The sequence below is a fragment of the Streptomyces sp. NPDC028907 genome (genome assembly GCF_055564995.1).
In genome coordinates this window covers 276,062-291,458 of the sequence record NZ_JBVHVE010000013.1, presented here as the reverse complement: position 1 = coordinate 291,458, position 15,397 = coordinate 276,062, and the positions used below count along the sequence as shown (strand labels likewise).

Annotated in this window: 11 protein-coding genes and 2 pseudogenes; 9 read left to right on the top strand and 4 right to left on the bottom strand. The window is 71.6% G+C overall.

The window, feature by feature from the left end:
• Positions 1-592: pseudogene (locus ACZ4UU_RS34485) on the bottom strand (sensor histidine kinase); the annotation flags it as partial.
• A gap of 168 nt (positions 593-760) precedes the next feature.
• Here ACZ4UU_RS34485 and ACZ4UU_RS34480 point away from each other — a divergent pair.
• From ACZ4UU_RS34480 to ACZ4UU_RS34465, 4 genes and pseudogenes are all read left to right on the top strand, one after another.
• Positions 761-1,132 (top strand): DUF4333 domain-containing protein, encoded by a 372-nt coding sequence (locus ACZ4UU_RS34480; RefSeq protein ID WP_471907308.1) that lies wholly within the window; start codon positions 761-763, stop codon positions 1,130-1,132.
• Positions 1,129-1,305, top strand: a pseudogene (locus ACZ4UU_RS34475) (ATP-binding cassette domain-containing protein); the annotation flags it as partial. The gene ACZ4UU_RS34480 and the pseudogene ACZ4UU_RS34475, both read left to right, overlap by 4 nt.
• Positions 1,306-1,437: 132 nt before the next feature.
• Positions 1,438-2,769: a phosphatase PAP2 family protein gene (locus tag ACZ4UU_RS34470; protein ID WP_471907323.1), complete on the top strand. Its 1,332-nt coding sequence runs from the start codon at positions 1,438-1,440 to the stop codon at positions 2,767-2,769.
• Positions 2,770-2,987: 218 nt separating this feature from the next.
• The gene (locus tag ACZ4UU_RS34465) at positions 2,988-3,755 is read left to right on the top strand and encodes a carbonic anhydrase (protein WP_471907307.1); all 768 of its coding nucleotides are present in this window, start codon (positions 2,988-2,990) and stop codon (positions 3,753-3,755) included.
• A 111-nt stretch (positions 3,756-3,866) separates the two neighbouring features.
• Here ACZ4UU_RS34465 and ACZ4UU_RS34460 read toward each other — a convergent pair whose 3' ends face one another.
• Both ACZ4UU_RS34460 and ACZ4UU_RS34455 read right to left on the bottom strand, forming a co-directional pair.
• A complete protein-coding gene (locus ACZ4UU_RS34460; RefSeq protein ID WP_471907306.1) occupies positions 3,867-7,004 on the bottom strand; it encodes an FAD-binding and (Fe-S)-binding domain-containing protein in 3,138 nt (1,045 codons plus the stop codon).
• Positions 7,005-7,062: 58 nt separating this feature from the next.
• Positions 7,063-7,545 carry a MarR family winged helix-turn-helix transcriptional regulator gene (locus ACZ4UU_RS34455; protein WP_471907305.1) on the bottom strand — a complete coding sequence of 161 codons (483 nt, stop codon included), beginning with the start codon at positions 7,543-7,545 and terminating at the stop codon, positions 7,063-7,065.
• Between the two features lie 121 nt (positions 7,546-7,666).
• Here ACZ4UU_RS34455 and ACZ4UU_RS34450 point away from each other — a divergent pair, with 121 nt between their 5' ends.
• A complete protein-coding gene (locus ACZ4UU_RS34450; RefSeq protein WP_471907304.1) occupies positions 7,667-8,185 on the top strand; it encodes a YceI family protein in 519 nt (172 codons plus the stop codon).
• Between the two features lie 27 nt (positions 8,186-8,212).
• Here the strand turns inward: ACZ4UU_RS34450 and ACZ4UU_RS34445 are convergent, their stop codons facing one another.
• Positions 8,213-12,298, bottom strand: coding sequence for a molybdopterin-dependent oxidoreductase (locus tag ACZ4UU_RS34445; protein WP_471907303.1), 4,086 nt, complete (start codon positions 12,296-12,298; stop codon positions 8,213-8,215).
• 224 nt (positions 12,299-12,522) lie between these two features.
• On the opposite strand from ACZ4UU_RS34445, the gene ACZ4UU_RS34440 reads away from it, so the two are divergent.
• From ACZ4UU_RS34440 to ACZ4UU_RS34425, 4 genes are all read left to right on the top strand, one after another.
• A complete protein-coding gene (locus ACZ4UU_RS34440; protein WP_471907302.1) occupies positions 12,523-12,942 on the top strand; it encodes a cell division protein SepF in 420 nt (139 codons plus the stop codon).
• Positions 12,943-13,080: 138 nt separating this feature from the next.
• Entirely contained in the window at positions 13,081-14,355 is a 1,275-nt protein-coding gene (locus ACZ4UU_RS34435) for an AAA family ATPase (protein WP_471907322.1), read from the top strand.
• The gene (locus ACZ4UU_RS34430; protein WP_471907301.1) at positions 14,339-14,665 is read left to right on the top strand and encodes a nucleotide pyrophosphohydrolase; all 327 of its coding nucleotides are present in this window, start codon (positions 14,339-14,341) and stop codon (positions 14,663-14,665) included. Before ACZ4UU_RS34435 ends, ACZ4UU_RS34430 begins: the two co-directional genes overlap by 17 nt.
• A 195-nt stretch (positions 14,666-14,860) precedes the next feature.
• Entirely contained in the window at positions 14,861-15,325 is a 465-nt protein-coding gene (locus ACZ4UU_RS34425; RefSeq protein ID WP_471907321.1) for a DUF6099 family protein, read from the top strand.
• The last annotated feature ends 72 nt before the right edge of the window (positions 15,326-15,397 follow it).

Below are 15,397 nucleotides of genomic sequence, written 5' to 3'. Positions count from 1 at the left end.
AGTCGTGCAGGTCGGCGGCGATGGCCAGGCGCTCCGCGCGCCGGGTCTCGCTGACGGCGACCGTACGCCGGTAGTCCAGCGAGCGCAGATAGCCCGCGAGCCCGGCGAAGGCGCCGACCAGCAGCAGACCGACCGTCTCCAGGCCCAGCACGTCACTGCTCAGCGTCACGTCGCCGCGCACCGGGAGGGCGAGCAGCGCGCCCGCGTCGAGGATCCCGCAGACCACGGCCGCACGCGGCGGGCAGTGCCGTACCGCGACGAACAGCAGGCACAGCAGGATCAGGACCTCGCCCGGGCCGAACACGACCTCCGGGTAGACCAGCAGCGAGGCGGCGGTGACCAGGAACGAGAGGAGAGCGGGCACGGATGTGCGCACCTGCGGCGTCAGCCACTCGGGCCGCCGTCCGGCCGGCCACAGCACGGCGGCCAGCCCGACGAGCACCAGAGCCAGGGTCTGCCAGACGGGGCTCGCCGTCGGCAGGACGCTCGCGCCGTCGTTGCCCGCGTAGAGAACGACGTCGACGACGCCCGCGGCGAGCAGCAGACCGACGGCGAAGCCACGGGCACAGCCCCGGCCGGAAACAGACCTCATGCCGACGACGGTAGGTCACGCACCCGGCAGCGGAATCGGCCGAACGGCCGAGGGGCCGGTCGCTGACGTCGGCCGACGCCGACCTTATGGCCGAGGCGCACGCCCGGGCGCCCGGGCGAGGGTGGAGCCGCACCCTCACCACGGACACCAGGACATCAGGAGTACGCGATGCAGCGCAGCAAGTTCCTCGTCGGCGTCGTCGGCGGTGCGACCGCCGTGGTCGCGCTGGGCGGGCTCGGCACCTATCTCCTCGCCGGCACCGAGTCGACCAGCCGTCTGGACGAGTACAGCACCACGTCGGTGGGCGGACACAAGGCGCTCGCGGCGAACGTCGTCGCGGGCCGTACCGAGAGCAGGTACCACCCGCTGCCCTGGGTCGGCGACAAGGTCTCCGGCGTCAGCTGCCCGACCGGCCTGAAGGCCGTGACCGGCGCGAGCATCACCTGCACCGGCAAGAAGGGCGACGGCGGGACCGTCCGCATCCCCGTCCGCGTGACCAAGGCCGACACCAAGAGCGTCACCTGGAAGTTCGAGCGCTGAGAAGGGTCACGACACGTCATGAGCACCATGGCGTGGAGGTCGGCGAGCGCGACTCGCTGGCGATCACGGGCCCGTCCGGATCCGGCAAGTCCACCTTGCTGCACACCCTCGCCGGGATCATCCGGCCCGACGGCGGCCAGGTGCTGTTGCGCGGCGAGCGCATCGACAAGCTGGACTGAGGCGGCACCGGCCCCGGGCCGGCGAAGGCCGTCTTGACTACTCCGATAACATGATCGAACTAATGATCGCCTGGAAAAGTCCATATTCGGCCCATACTTAGCAAATTGACTAAATAATTGATATCCATAAAAACGCGGGTATTTTCGCGAACAAAGGTCGTCCTCTGGACCGCGGCCGCTGTCGTGGCCCTCGGGTTCCTCATCGCACTGGAGATCGCGGCACGTCACTATGGCCTGCCGGGGCCGATCACCACTCAGGCGCGAGAGGTGATATTCCCGCCGAAATCAGGATTCCTGCTCTACGCCAGCATGGCTCTGACGATGGTGGTGCTCACCTGGCGGCAGCGGATGGTCGCGCTGGGCACCGCGATCGGAATCGACCTCGTCATCCTGCTGGCGCGGTGGGTTCTCGACATCAAGGTCACCGACGGACACCCCTTCGGCAACGGCGCGCTGTTGGTGATGCTGGGGTGTGCGGTGATCGCCGTCACACGCCGCACGGGCCCTGAACGGATCCTGCTGCTGAAGGGCGTCGGCCTCGGCCTGCTGCTGGTGGCCGGCCGCAAGACGGGCGACGCCTGGCTGCTGATCACCTCGAAGACCCGGCCGACGGTGCTCGACCAGTACCTGGTGACCGCCGATCACGCCCTGGGCGACCCGTCGTGGCTGGTGGGCCGGATCGTCAGGGCCACCGGACCGATCGGCCCCCACGTCCTCGACTTCGTCTACGTTCAGCTCGCGGTGGCCGCGGTCGTCATCGCGCTGTACCAGCTGCGGCACGTGGCGGCCGAGCGCCGCTTCCCCGCCCACCATCTGGTGCGCACCTTTCTGGTGATCGGCCTCCTCGGGCCGAGCATCTACATGATCTTCCCGGTGGTCGGACCGGTCTTCGCCTACGGCACCGGCGCGTTCGGAACCGGCGGTGAGCACTGGGCGGTGGCCAACCTGTGGCCGGAGACGGTGCCGCCGCTCAGCGCCCCGCGGTCGATGCCGTACGACGAGATCACCCCACGCAACTGCATGCCCAGCCTGCACACGGCGTGGGCTGTCACGCTCTTCGTCCACTCCCGCACGGGGCCGCGGATCCTGCGCTACGCCGGCACGTTCTGGCTGGTCGCCACGCTCGGCGCGACGCTGGGATTCGGCTACCACTACGGCGTCGACCTCGTGGCCGGCGTGGTGTTCGCGCTCACGATCGAGGCGGCTCTGCGTGCCCAGGCACGTGGCTGGGACCGATCGGGAATCCAGCTGGTCGCCTACGGGACCGCGGTCTTCGCGGCGCTCCTCGCCTCGTACCGCTACCTGCCCCTGGAGATGGCCCAACGGCCCTGGCTGTTCGGGCCGCTTCTCATCCTGGCGATGGTCTCGGTGATCCTCGGTTTCATCCGGACCGTCAAGGTCTGGCAGCCGAAGACGGCCCTCGCACCACGACCGGAGCCGCAGCCCGAACTGGTGTGACGGCCCCAGCGGACCACCCGGCGGGCTCCTGACAGGCGCCCGCCGGGCCCTTGTTCGGGCCCCTGCCTGACTACGGAGATGTCAACTCCCAGCGACTCTGTGTGTTTTGGACGCGCGCTTCTCGTGTCCTGGATCAGCGCTGTACGGACGCTAACCGCCGTTTCGAAACAGTGGCACCACCCACCCCACCAGGGGAAACATCAGAAGGGAAGCGTGCCATGGGCAGTGTCTCGCAACCGCAGCGCCGAGCCGTCCTCACCGGAGGGCTGGTGGCTACCGCGGCCGTGATCACGGGCTGTTCGGCGAAGACGGACAACGGCTCGGCACCGAAGGCGTCGACCGTCGCGGCGGCGTCTTCCTCGCCGTCCGCCGGCGCGGTGCCCGAGACGCCCTCCGCGGCCCTCGCGCGGCTGCTGGACGGCAACAAGCGCTGGGTGAACGGGACGCTCCAGCGCCCCAACCAGAGTCTCGACCGGCGCAAGGCCGTCGCCGCGGAGCAGGACCCGTACGGCGTCGTCGTCTCCTGCATCGACTCCCGGGTGGACCCGGAGCTGTCCTTCGACACCGGGATAGGCGACCTGTTCGTGATACGCACCGGCGGTCAGGTGGTCGCCCCGGTGGTCACCGGCTCCGTCGAGTACGGCCCGCTGACCTCGGGGACCCCGCTGATCGTCGTGCTCGGGCACCAGAGCTGCGGTGCGGTCAAGGCGTCGTACAAGGCGCTGAAGGAGCGCAAGCCGCTGCCGGGCAACCTCCAGTCGATCGTCGAGGCCGTCCGCCCGGCGTACGACGCCATCGCCAAGGCGAAGCACGCCGACCCGGTCGACGCCATGATCCGGGTCCACGCCCAGCAGACGGCTGCGGGCCTGCGCGCCAACCCGTCCCTCGCCCCGCTGGTGAAGAAGGGCGCCTTGGCCGTGGTCAGCGCCTACTACTCCCTGGACACCGGCCGCGTGGAGGTCATCGACGGGGCGCCCGCCGCCTGACCAGCGGAACCTCACCGAGGCGGAGGGCGGCAGCGGGAGCACCAGGGCGAGGCCACCTTCGCCACAGGTCCTGGCCGCCCGCCCCGGGCTCCCGTCCGCAGTCCGCCCCGATCAGCCGCGCTGCCCCCGAAACGTCCGGACCGCCGCCGCGGCTGCCCCGCCCGCCAACACCCCCGCCCCAGCGGCCGCCAGAGCCCGCGCCCGGTGCCCCGGAGGTGTCGGCCGGGCGCCCGGAGCGACACCGTACGCACTGCCCGCCACATCGGACGTGGGCAGCGCCGACGCCAGCAGTTCGGCCAGGTGGACGGCCTCGTGGCCGCCGCTGTCGAGTTCGTGGATCTGGGTGCGGCAGCTGAAGCCGTCGGCGAGGACGACCGTGTCGGCGGCCTCCGCCCGCAGCCGTGGCAGCAGGACGCGTTCCGCGCAGGCGCGGCTGACATCCAGGTGGCCCTGTTCGAAGCCGAAGTTGCCGGCCAGGCCGCAGCAGCCGGAGTCCAGGCGCTCGGCGTCGACCCCGGCCCGGCGCAGCAACTGCTCGTCGGCCTCCCAGCCCAGTACGGCGTGCTGGTGGCAGTGGACCTGGGCCAGCGCGCGGGCCGTGCGGTCGGGTACCCGCGGCGGCTCGTATCCCGGGCTGTGCTCGGTGAGCAACTCCGAGAGCGTGACCGTCCGGTCCGCCAGCCGCCGTACGTCCCGGTCGCCGGGGAACAGCTCACCCGCGTCCGAGCGGAACACGGCCGTACAGCTCGGCTCCAGGCCGACCACCAGGCCGCCGTCGCGCAGATGACCGGCCAGGTGGCGGACCGTACGGGACAGGACGCGTTCGGCGACGCCCAGTTGGCCGGTGGAGATCCACGTCAGCCCGCAGCACAGGGGCTCCGTCGGCATCGTCACCCGCCAGCCCGCGTGCTCCATCAGCTCCACGGCCGCCTGTCCGACGTGCGGATGGAAGAAGTTGGTGAACGTGTCCGGCCAGAGCAGCACCGTGCCGCGCTCGCCGGAACCGGAGGGAGCGCGCGACCCACGGCGGGCGAACCACTTCTGCAACGACTCCCGCGCGAACAGCGGCACTTCCCGGTCCGCCACCCCGGCCACCGCGACCGCCGCCCGGGACAGCGGCGGGGTGTGGGTGAGGGCGTTGACCACCGGGCCGAGCCCGCCCCGCCCCACGGCCTGGGCGACGACCGGCAGCCAGCCCATCGACAGATCGGAGCGGGGCCGCGCCCACGGCCGCCCGGCGTAGTGGTGGGACAGGAACTCCGCCTTGTACGTCGCCATGTCGACATCGGCCGGACAGTCGCTCTTGCACCCCTTGCAGGCCAGGCACAGATCGAGCGCGTCCTTGACCGCCCGCGAACGCCAGCCGTCGCGGATCGCGCTGTCACCGTGCCCGTCGAGCATCTCGAACAGCAACCGTGCCCGGCCCCGCGTGGAGTGCTCCTCCTCCAGCGTGACCTGGTACGACGGGCACATCACCGTGCCGCCCTCGGTCTCGAGACGGCGGCACTTGCCCACGCCCACACACCGGTTGGCGGCCTCCGCGAAGGATCCGCCGTCGTGCGGGAAACGGAAGTGCAGGTCGCGGGGATCGTACGGGGCCCAGTCACCGCCCAGGCGCAGGTTCTCGTCGAGCCGGTACGGCGCCACGACCTTCCCGGGGTTCATCCGGTCGGCCGGGTCGAAGATGCCCTTGAGCCGCCCGAACGCTTCCACGAGCGTCCGCCCGAACATCCGCGGCAGCAGCTCGCCCCGGCTCTGCCCGTCTCCGTGCTCCCCGGAGAAGGACCCGCCGAACTCGACCACCAGATCGGCCGCGCGCTCCATGAAGCGCCGGTAGAGCGCCACCCCGTCCGCGCTGTACAGGTCGAAGGGGATCCGCGTGTGCACACACCCCTGCCCGAAGTGGCCGTACAGGCTGGGGCCGGTGTCGCTCTGGTACCCGAACTCCTCGAACAGGGTGCGCAGCCGCCGCAGATACTCGCCGAGCCGCTCTGGCGGCACCGCCGAGTCCTCCCAGCCCTCCCAGGTGTCCGGCCGGCCGGGGATGTGCGCGGTGGCGCCCAGACCGGCCTCGCGGACCTGCCAGAGCTGCTCCTCGTGGCCGGGGTCGTCCAGGAAGGCGACCTCCGCGTCGTGCTCGGAGTCGTGCAGCGCGTCCAGCATCCGGTGCGCGTGCTCGTCGGCCTCCTCCACGGTGTCGCCGCCGAACTGCACCATCAGGAAGGCGTTCCCCTCGGGCATCTGGTCGATGGCCTGCTCGTTGAGGTGCTTGAGGCGCTCGTCGTAGACGAGGTGACGGTCCACGCCCTCCAGCGCGATCGGCTCGTACGGCAGGATCTCCGGTACGGCGTCCCCGGCGAGCGCGATGTCCCCGAACCCCAGCACCACCAGCGTGCGTTCCTTGACCACCGGCACCAGCTTCAGCTCCGCCCGCAGGACGGTCACCAGTGTCGACTCGCTGCCGACGAGCAGCCCGGCGATGTCGAAGCCGTGCTCGGGCAGGAGCGAGTCGAGGTTGTAGCCGGAGACCCGGCGGGGGATCCGCGGGAAGCGGCGGCGGATCTCGTCGGCGTGGGTGTCGCGCAGGGCGCGCAGCCGCCGGTGGACGGACGCCCGCAGATCGCCGTGCCGCTCGATCTCGGCGTACTCCGCGTCGCTGGTCGGCCCGCACCAGAAGCGGGTGCCGTCGTAGAGCAGCACCTCCAGGCGGGAGATGTTGTCGACGACCTTGCCGTTCGCCTGCGCGGTGGCGCCGCAGGAGTTGTTGCCGATCATGCCGCCGATGGTGCAGTTGGCGTGGGTGGCCGGTTCGGGGCCGAAGCGCAGCCCGGTCGGGGCGAGCCGGCGGTTGAGCTCGTCGAGGACGATCCCCGGCTGGACGACACATGTACGGGCCTCGACGTCGACCGACTCCAGTTCCGTGCAGTACTTCGACCAGTCGATGACGACGGCCGTGTTGGTGCACTGTCCGGCCAGGCTCGTCCCGCCGCCCCGCGACAGCACGGGCGCGTCGTGCTCCCGGGCGACGGCCACCGCCTCCGCGGCCGCCTCGGGGGTGTGCGGCACGACCACGCCGATCGGTGTCTGGCGGTAGTTCGAGGCATCGGTGGAGTACGCGGCCCGGCTCCCGGCGTCGAAACGGACCTCCCCGTCGACGCGCTCCCGCAGCGCGCTCTCCAGGGCGTCCGGGTCGGGCTGGGGCGCCGTTTCGCGCCGTACGACGGGAGCGGGCAGGTCCGAGATGCCCATGGAGCCCTCCTCGGTGTAGGTGCGGGCCCCGCCCGGGTACCCGCGACCGCACCGGCGACTACTCCGGCGTCGCCTCCGCGGCGAAGTCCGGCATCAGCGCGCACATCGCCTCGCGCTGGGTCGGGCCCATGAACCGGGCCAGCGCCGCCTTGACCGTCTCGGCGAGGACCCCGGACGCCTCCTTGAGCAGCCCCCGCGCCTTCTCCGTGAGGGCGACCTCGACGCCCCGCTTGTCGCCGCAGACCGACGTCCGGGTGACCAGTCCGGCGTGCTGGAGGCAGGCGATCTGGTAGGTGAGCCGGGTCTTGGGGCGTCCGAGGAGCTCCGCGATCCGGGTCATGCGCAGCGCCTCCCCGGGGTCCGCGGCGAGCAGGCACAGCACCAGGAACTCGTCGTGCGAGACGTCCAGCCGTTCCTTGACGACGGTGCGCAGCTCCTGCTCCACGGCCCCCGTCGCGGCCAGCATCAGCATCCAGGCGTGCAGCTCTGCGGGCAGGAGTCCGTCGCCGGAGGCGGAGGGGCATGCGGAGTTGTCGGCCATGAATTCGAGTGTAGCTGTTGTTCAAATTTGGAGTATCGGCTAGCGTGGGGTCATCCAAATTTGGACTACCAAGTGTCGTCCGCCATCGTCCTCCCGTCCCCTTGCTCAGGAGTGAAAGACCATGACCGTCGCCGTCGAAACCGGAACCTGGCAGCTCGACCCCGCCACCTCCACCGTCGCCGTCCGGCACAAGACGTTCTGGGGCCTGATGACCGTCAAGGGCACCTTCGCCGCCGTCACCGGCGACGGCGAGGTCCGGCCCGACGGCACCGCCGTGGGCACCATCACCCTGGAGGTCGCCTCCCTGGACACCGGCAACGCCAAGCGCGACGAGCACCTGCGCGGCGCCGACTTCTTCGACGCCGCCAACCACCCCGAGATCACCTTCTCGGCCCACGGCGCCGAGCTGCGCGACGGCGACACCGTGCACGTCGTCGGTCAGCTCACCGTCCGTGGCACAAGCCGCCCCAAGACCTTCACCGCCCGCCTCGTAGGGGCCGACGCCGAGTCCCTGACCCTGGACGCCGAGTTCACCGTGGACCGCGAGCAGTTCGGCATGGGCTGGAACCAGCTCGGCATGATCCGCGGCCTGACCACGGTCGCCGGCACGCTCCGCTTCACCCGGGGGGCCGCAGCCTGACATCGGCGCTCGTCGGCCTCCCGCGGGTCAGTACACGTCCCGGACGTACCGCTTCGACGCCGCCAACTGCTTCACGTACGCCGCAGCCTCGGCCTCGTCCAGCCCGCCGTGCGTGACCGCGATGTCGCGCAGCGCCCGGTCCACGTCCTTGGCCATGCGCGAGGCGTCGCCGCAGACGTAGAAGTGGGCGCCGTCCTGAAGCCAGCGCCACAGCTCGGGGCCGTGCTCGCGCATCCGGTCCTGGACGTACACCTTGTTGCGCTGGTCCCGGGAGAACGCGGTGTCGAGGCGGGCCAGGGCGCCCTCGTCGATCAGCGCGGTCAGCTCGTCCTCGTAGTAGAAGTCGCTGGCCCGGTGCTGCTCGCCGAAGAACAGCCAGTTGGGCGCCCGGTGCCCGAGCACCCGCCGCTCCTGGAGGAAGCCGACGAAGGGCGCGACCCCCGTACCCGGCCCGACCATGACCATCGGCGTCGAGGCGTCCGCGGGCGGGCGGAAGTGCGGGGCGCGCTGTACGAAGACCGGCACCTCGGTGTCCGGTTCGGAGTCGGCGAGGAAGGGCGAGCAGACCCCGCCGCGCGGCCGGCCGTGGAGGTTCTCGTACCGCACGACGGAGACCGTCAGCGAGACGCTGTGCGGGTCGACGAGCGGGCTCGACGAGATGGAGTACAGCCGCGGCTGGAGCTTCCTGAGCACCCCGGCCCACTCCTCGGCGCCCGCCCGCACGGAGTGCTCGGCGATGACGTCCACGGCCTGCCGGCCCCAACTCCACTGCGCCAGACCGTCCTTGTTGTCCGGCCGCAGCAGCCTGCGCAGCTCCCGGTCGTCGCGGACGCGTTCGGCGACGAAGCGCAGCAGATCGGGGGTGATCCGCGTGATGTCGAGGTGCCGGTGCAGCGCCTCCGCGAACGAGGTCCCGCCCACGCCGTCCAGCTCCAGGGCCGTCGCCCCGTCGACGCCGGTCACCGCCAGCCATTCCGCCACCAGCGAGGGCGAGTTGACCGGCCGCACGCCGAGCGCGTCGCCCGCCTCGTACGTCAGCGACGTCCCGCTCGTGTCGAAGGTGAAGCGCCGCACCTCCTTGCCCGCGCCGGCCCGGCTCAGCAGCCGGTTGCCGACCAGACGGGCGGTGGTGGCGGCGGGCTTGCGGCCGGACTTGGGCTTCACGGCGACCGGCGCGGCAGCGGAGACGGTGACAGCAGCGGGTGCGGCGGCGGGTGCCTGCGGGCCGCCGTCCAGTGCCGTGACGACCTGGTCGAGCCACGCGCCGGCGGACGGTTCGTAGTCCGGTTCGCAGTCCGTACGGGGGGCCAGGCGCACCCCGCCCAGTTCGTCCAGCCGTGCGTCGAGCCGCCGCCCGTGTCCGCAGAAGTCGTCGTACGACGAGTCACCGAACGCGAGCACGGCGTACCGGACCCCGTCCAGGCGCGGGGCGCCCGCGTCGGACAGAGTGTCCCAGAAGCCGGACCCGTTGTCGGGCGCGTCGCCGTCGCCGAAGGTGCTGGTGATCAGCAGCAGATCGGCACCGGAGGGCAGCGTCCCCGGGTCCGTGTCGTCCATGCCGACCAGGGTCGCCCGGTGCCCGCCGGCCGTGAGCCGCTCGGCGACGGCCCCGGCGAACTCCTCGGCGTGGCCCGTCTGGGACGCCCACAGCACGACGACCTCACGACCGGACCCCGGCACGGCGGCGGCGGGCTCGGTCGCCGACCGTGAGTACATCCCGGCGAGCACGCCGTTGACCCACAGCGCGTGCTCGGGGCTGAAAGGCGCGTCCGGCGGCAGGACGGGGATGCCGGGCGCGCCGGTCTCGATACCGGCGAGGAAGCCGGTCAGATAGAGGCGTTCCTGTGCGGTCAGGACGGGCGGCGGGGCGGGGTCCAGCCCGAACGGGTCCGCGCCCGGGGTGACGGACGTCGGCACGACCACCTCGGCCGGCCGCGCGGCGACCGGCGCCGGCTCGTTGACCTTCGCCAGCGACACGGCGCACACCTTGAACTCCGGCTGGAAGGAGATCGGGTCCACCGCGTCGCTCGTCACCGCGTTGACGCTCAGATACTCCCCGAACAGGTCGTTCCAGTGGAACGGCGCGAACGCGTCCCCGGGCCGCACCCGCTCGGTCACCACGGCCGGCAACACCGCCCGCCCCCGCCGCGAGGCCACCTCCACCCGGTCCCCGTCGGCGATCCCCAGCTCCCGCGCGTCCCGCGGATGCACCTCCACGAACGGCCCCGGGTTCAGCTTGTTGAGCTTGGCGACCTTCCCGGTCTTGGTCAGCGTGTGCCACTGGTGCTGCACCCGCCCGGTGTTCAGTACGAAGGGGTAGTCGTCGTCGGGCATCTCGGCGGCCGGCATGTGCGGCCGGGCATGGAAGGCGGCGCGTCCGCTCGCGGTCGGGAAGCGCAGCCCGCCGTCCGCGTCGACGTACCGGATCGGATTGCGCTGCGGCCCGTCCACCTCGGCGGCCGGCCACTGCACCGGCGTGTCCCGCAGCCGCTCGTACGTCACCCCGCGCAGATCCCAGCCGGTCACCGGGTTCCAGGCCCGCCGTATCTCCTCGAAGACGTCCTCGGCGCTCTCGTACGAGAACCCCTTCTCGTACCCCATCGCGCACGCCACGGCCGCGATGATCCGCCAGTCCGCCATCGCCTCCCCGGGCGGGTCGGTCACGGCCCGGGTCAGCGTCAGATTGCGCTCACTGTTGACGAAGACGCCCTCGCCCTCCGTCCACATCGCGCCCGGCAGCACGACGTCGGCGTACGCGTTGGTCTCGGTCTCCCCGAACACGTCCTGCGTGACGACGAACTCCGCGGCCTCCAGGCCCTCGATGACGGTACGGCGGTTGGCGACCGAGGCGACGGGGTTGGTGCAGATGATCCAGCAGGCCTTGATCTCGCGATCGGCCATCTTCTGGAACATGTCGACGGTGCCCTTGCCGACACCGTCCGCGCGCAGCGTGCCCGGCGGCAGCTCCCACAGCTCCTCGACGAAGTCCCGCTCGGCCTCGACGAGCACGGACCGCTGCCCCGGCAGCCCCGGCCCCATGTACCCCATCTCACGGCCGCCCATGGCGTTCGGCTGCCCGGTGAGCGAGAAGGGACCGGAGCCCGGCCGGCAGATGGCGCCCGTCGCCAGATGCAGGTTGACCAGGGCGTTGGTGTTCCAGGTGCCGTGCGTGGACTGGTTGAGCCCCATCGTCCAGCAGCTCATCCACTCGCCCGCCTCGCCGATCAGCCGGGCGGCCGTACGGAGGTCGTCCTCGGCGAGTCCGGTGAGCTCCGCGACGGCGGCCGGCGCGTAGTCGGCGAGGAAGGCGGGCATCGCCTCCCAGCCCTCGGTGTGGGCGGCGATGAAGTCGGGATCCGTGTGGCCGTTCTCGACGAGCAGGTGCAGGAGGCCGTTGAGGAGCGCGAGGTCGGTGCCCGGCTTGATCTGGAGGAAGAGATCGGCCTTGGCGGCGGTGGCGGTGCGTCGCGGATCGACCACGATGAGCTTGGCACCCGCTTTGACCCGTTCCATCATCCGCAGGAAGAGGATGGGGTGGCAGTCGGCCATGTTCGAACCGGTGACGAGGAAGACGTCGGCCTTGTCGAAGTCCTCGTACGACCCCGGCGGCCCGTCGGCCCCCAGCGACAGCTTGTATCCCGCCCCGGCGCTGGCCATGCACAGCCGCGAGTTCGACTCGATCTGGTTGGTGCGGATGAACCCCTTGGCCAGCTTGTTCGCCAGGTACTGCGCCTCCAGGCTCATCTGCCCGGACACATAGAGGGCGACCGCGTCCGGCCCGTGCTCGTCGATGACCGCGCGGAGCCGGCGGGCCGTCTCGGCGATGGCGTCGGCGGCCGGGGAGGGCACCGGCTCCTCGCCCCGGTCGTCCCTGACCAGCGCGGTGGTCAGCCGCCCGGGCGCCGCGAGCATCTCGGCCGTGGTCGCGCCCTTCGTGCACAGCCGGCCAGCGTTCGCCGGGTGCGCCTTGTCCCCGGATGCCTTCAGCACCGTACGCCGCCCGTCGGGCCCCGCCCCGACGTCCAGCAGTACTCCACAGCCGACCCCGCAGTACGTGCAGACCGTCCGGACCTGAGTCGTGGAGAGGGGAGTCGTGGAGGTGGTCGAGATCACGCGCTGCCCTTCTCCGGCGGTCGGGGTGGTGCGTGAAGCGTACGAATTGCCCGTTACGTCGATGTCACATCCCTTGATCATGAGGAGTTACGTCGGCCACACAGTCGCCGATGGGGCGATGTGAGGGGTGGGCTGGAGCCGTACGGGACGGTTCGGTGCGGTCGCGGACCGTGTCGCTGTTGGGCCGAACGGGTGACTTGGCGTAAGAATTGGCTGGTGCAGGCATGGAAGGCAAATCAACACGGGGGGAGCCGGTGAACAGCCACGACGTCACCGATGAACAGTGGGAGGGGCTCGCCCAGGTCGTGCCGTTGCGTGGACGTGACGCCTGGCCGTCCGCGGTGGACCACCGAGTGCCCCCCGAGGCGGCGACGGAGCCGCGCCGCCGGTTCGTCGTCCTGCGGGTCAACGTGTTCGCGGACGCCCGCGACGTCGCTGAGACGCTGATGGCGGGGATCCCGGTGCTGCTGGATCTGACGGGGGCGGAGACCGAGGTCGCCAAGCGGGTGCTCGACTTCAGCACGGGGGTGGTCTTCGGGCTGGCGAGCGGGATGCACCGGGTGGACCGGAACGTGTTCCTGCTGACGCCGCCCGGGACCGAGGTGAGCGGGTTGATGGAGGGCGCGGGGGTGCCGGGCGCCTGACGGTGCCGGGCGGGGGCATGACCGGGCGGTGCCCGGCGGTCCCTCGATCGTAGGAAGGGCGCGGCGGGGGAACGGTTCGCCTGGGCGGCGGGGGCCTACGGTCCGGACATGGCCGTGCCGTCGTCTGTCTCCCGTGCCGTGTCCGTGCCGCCTCAGGGGCGCCGTGGGGGTGCGACGCCCGGGCTTCGGGCGCGCTCCGCGGACGCCTGTGCGGACAACTCCGTGGGCGAATCCGCAGGCGAATCCGTGGGTCACTCCGCGGGCGACTCCGTGGGCGCCGAGACGTGTCCCGACCGGCCTCGTGTCACCGAGCTGCGGCTGTCGGCCTTCGCCGGCCTCCGGCGGGTCGCTCTGCCGCTCGGGGCGCTGACGTTCCTCGCCGGGCCGAGCGGGTCCGGCAAGACGACCGCGTTACGGGCGTACGAGGCACTGGCCCGGCTGGGTGGCGGTGCCGGGGTGGCAGAGGTGTTCCCCGATCCCGTCGCGTGCGTCCCGGAACGGGCCCGGCCCGACGCTCAGCGGCGGCGTGGCTTCCGTATCGGCTGCACGGTGGACGGGCCCGAGGGGCCGGTGCGGCTCGATGTCGCCGTGCAGGCCGAGCCCGAACTGCGGATCGTGGGGGAGCGGCTGAGCGCGGACGGCGTGGTGCTGCTGGAGACTGCCCTGCGCGATCCGAGCCGGCCCTTTGTGCAGGCCGCCTGGCATACGGCCGGTCAGTCCCCGGTCACGCGGGCGCCCCTGCCGGACGACCGGCTGGCCACCGCCCTGCTGCCGCTGCGGGTGGCCGGAAAGACGGACGGGCAGCGGCGGGTGCTCGCGGCGGCCGAGCAGATGGTCGTGGCGTTGCGGTCGGTCTACGCGTGTGATCCTCGACCGGACCGGATGCGGGCGCCGGTGCCGATCGGGTCCGGGCGGCTGCTCGGGGGCTGCGACAACCTCGCCGAGGTGCTGTGGCGGACCCGCGCCGAGTGCGGGCGGCGGCATGCGCAGTTCGTGGCGGCGGTACGGGCGGGATGCGCGGGGGTGGTGGCCGACGTGATCGGTGAGGTGCTGGGGGACGGGACGGTGCGGGGGACGCTGGACCGGGGCGACGGGGTGCGGACCGAGCTCGGCCGGCTGGGGGACGGGGAGCTGCGGTATCTCGCGCTGGCGTTGGTGCTGCTGACGGGGCCCGGGGTGCTGGAGGTCGATCCGGTGGGCGAGGTGCCCGCGGCCATGCAGACGTTGAGTGTGCTGGTGGACGGATTCGATCGAGGGCTGGATCCGGGGCAGCGGGGGGAGTTGGCGGGGCTCGCGGCGCGGATGTGCGAGCGGGGGCACATCCGGGTGGTGGGGGCCGTGAGTGACGTGGCCGGGGTGGCGGAGGGGGATTCCGTGACGGTGGTACACCTGGAGCGTGACCGAACCTCTTGATGTGGCCGGGCTTCAGCGCAGGCTGGCCGAGTTCGCTGCCGTGCGGGGCTGGCAGCCGTATCACACGCCGAAGAACCTCGTCGCGGCGCTCAGCGTGGAGGCGTCCGAGCTGGTGGAGATCTTCCAGTGGATGACGCCGGAGGAGTCCTCGCGGGTCATGGACGACGCGGAGAGGGCGGGGCGGGTGACCGACGAGGTCGCGGACGTGCTGGCGTATCTGCTGCAGCTGTGCGAGGTGCTCGGGGTCGATCCGCTGGCGGCGCTGGACGCGAAGATCGACCGCAACGAGCGGAGGTTTCCGGCGCCGTAGGGCGTCTGGCGAGAGTGGGGAGGAGTGCGCTCCACTTTCACTCTCTGTGGTTGTTTGAGGGGCTGTAGCTGAAAAGTTGTCCGCAGATTTCCGTCTTCCTCTGGCTTTTCGTCTCAAGGGCCTTCACTCTGGGTAGTGGACAAGGGAGTTCGGGTGGACGCGTGGGCAGCGCGTCGGGACAGACGGGGACTGCGGATGGACGCGGTGCGGCTGATCGTGACGAGCAGGCGGGCGCTGGCGGGGAGCAAGGGCGTTCCGGAGATGATGACCGAGGTGTGGCAGGCGCAGGCCCTGGCTCAGGCGATCGGCAGCCGGCTCGCGGTCTTCGGCCCACCTGAACTGCGGGGCGAGGCGCTGGGGTTGACGGAGCTGGCGGGGCGGGGGTGCGGGGTCCTGGAGACGCCCGATCTGACGGAGGGTGACTTACGGGCCGCCCAGCTCACGGAGTTGGGGGACGCGCGGCAGGCGCTGATGCATCTGGGGAGTCTGTTGGGTGAGGTGGGGATCGCACTGGTCGGGATGGCCAGTGGGGCGGATGACGAGACGACGTACTGGCAGTGCGTGGAAGCGATCGACGCGGCGGACGAGTCCCGGGATCGGGTGCTGGAGATGCTGCGGAGACTTGCGGATCGGGATGAGGTGGTGCCGGAGGCGGGGTGACCTTCGGCGGTTGAGGTGGGGTGCCGGCGGCGGCCCGTTGCGGCTGGGTGGGGGGTCGCGTGGCGCGGTTCG

What these genes read in the sequence shown, in the direction of transcription:
- ACZ4UU_RS34465 (WP_471907307.1), top strand. Translation starts at nt 2,988, where the DNA reads ATGGGCAGTGTCTCGCAACCGCAGCGCCGAGCCGTCCTCACCGGAGGG.
- ACZ4UU_RS34440 (WP_471907302.1), top strand. Translation starts at nt 12,523, where the DNA reads ATGGAAGGCAAATCAACACGGGGGGAGCCGGTGAACAGCCACGACGTC.
- ACZ4UU_RS34460 (WP_471907306.1), bottom strand. Translation starts at nt 7,004, where the DNA reads ATGGGCATCTCGGACCTGCCCGCTCCCGTCGTACGGCGCGAAACGGCG.
- ACZ4UU_RS34480 (WP_471907308.1), top strand. Translation starts at nt 761, where the DNA reads ATGCAGCGCAGCAAGTTCCTCGTCGGCGTCGTCGGCGGTGCGACCGCC.
- ACZ4UU_RS34455 (WP_471907305.1), bottom strand. Translation starts at nt 7,545, where the DNA reads ATGGCCGACAACTCCGCATGCCCCTCCGCCTCCGGCGACGGACTCCTG.
- ACZ4UU_RS34425 (WP_471907321.1), top strand. Translation starts at nt 14,861, where the DNA reads ATGGACGCGGTGCGGCTGATCGTGACGAGCAGGCGGGCGCTGGCGGGG.
- ACZ4UU_RS34450 (WP_471907304.1), top strand. Translation starts at nt 7,667, where the DNA reads ATGACCGTCGCCGTCGAAACCGGAACCTGGCAGCTCGACCCCGCCACC.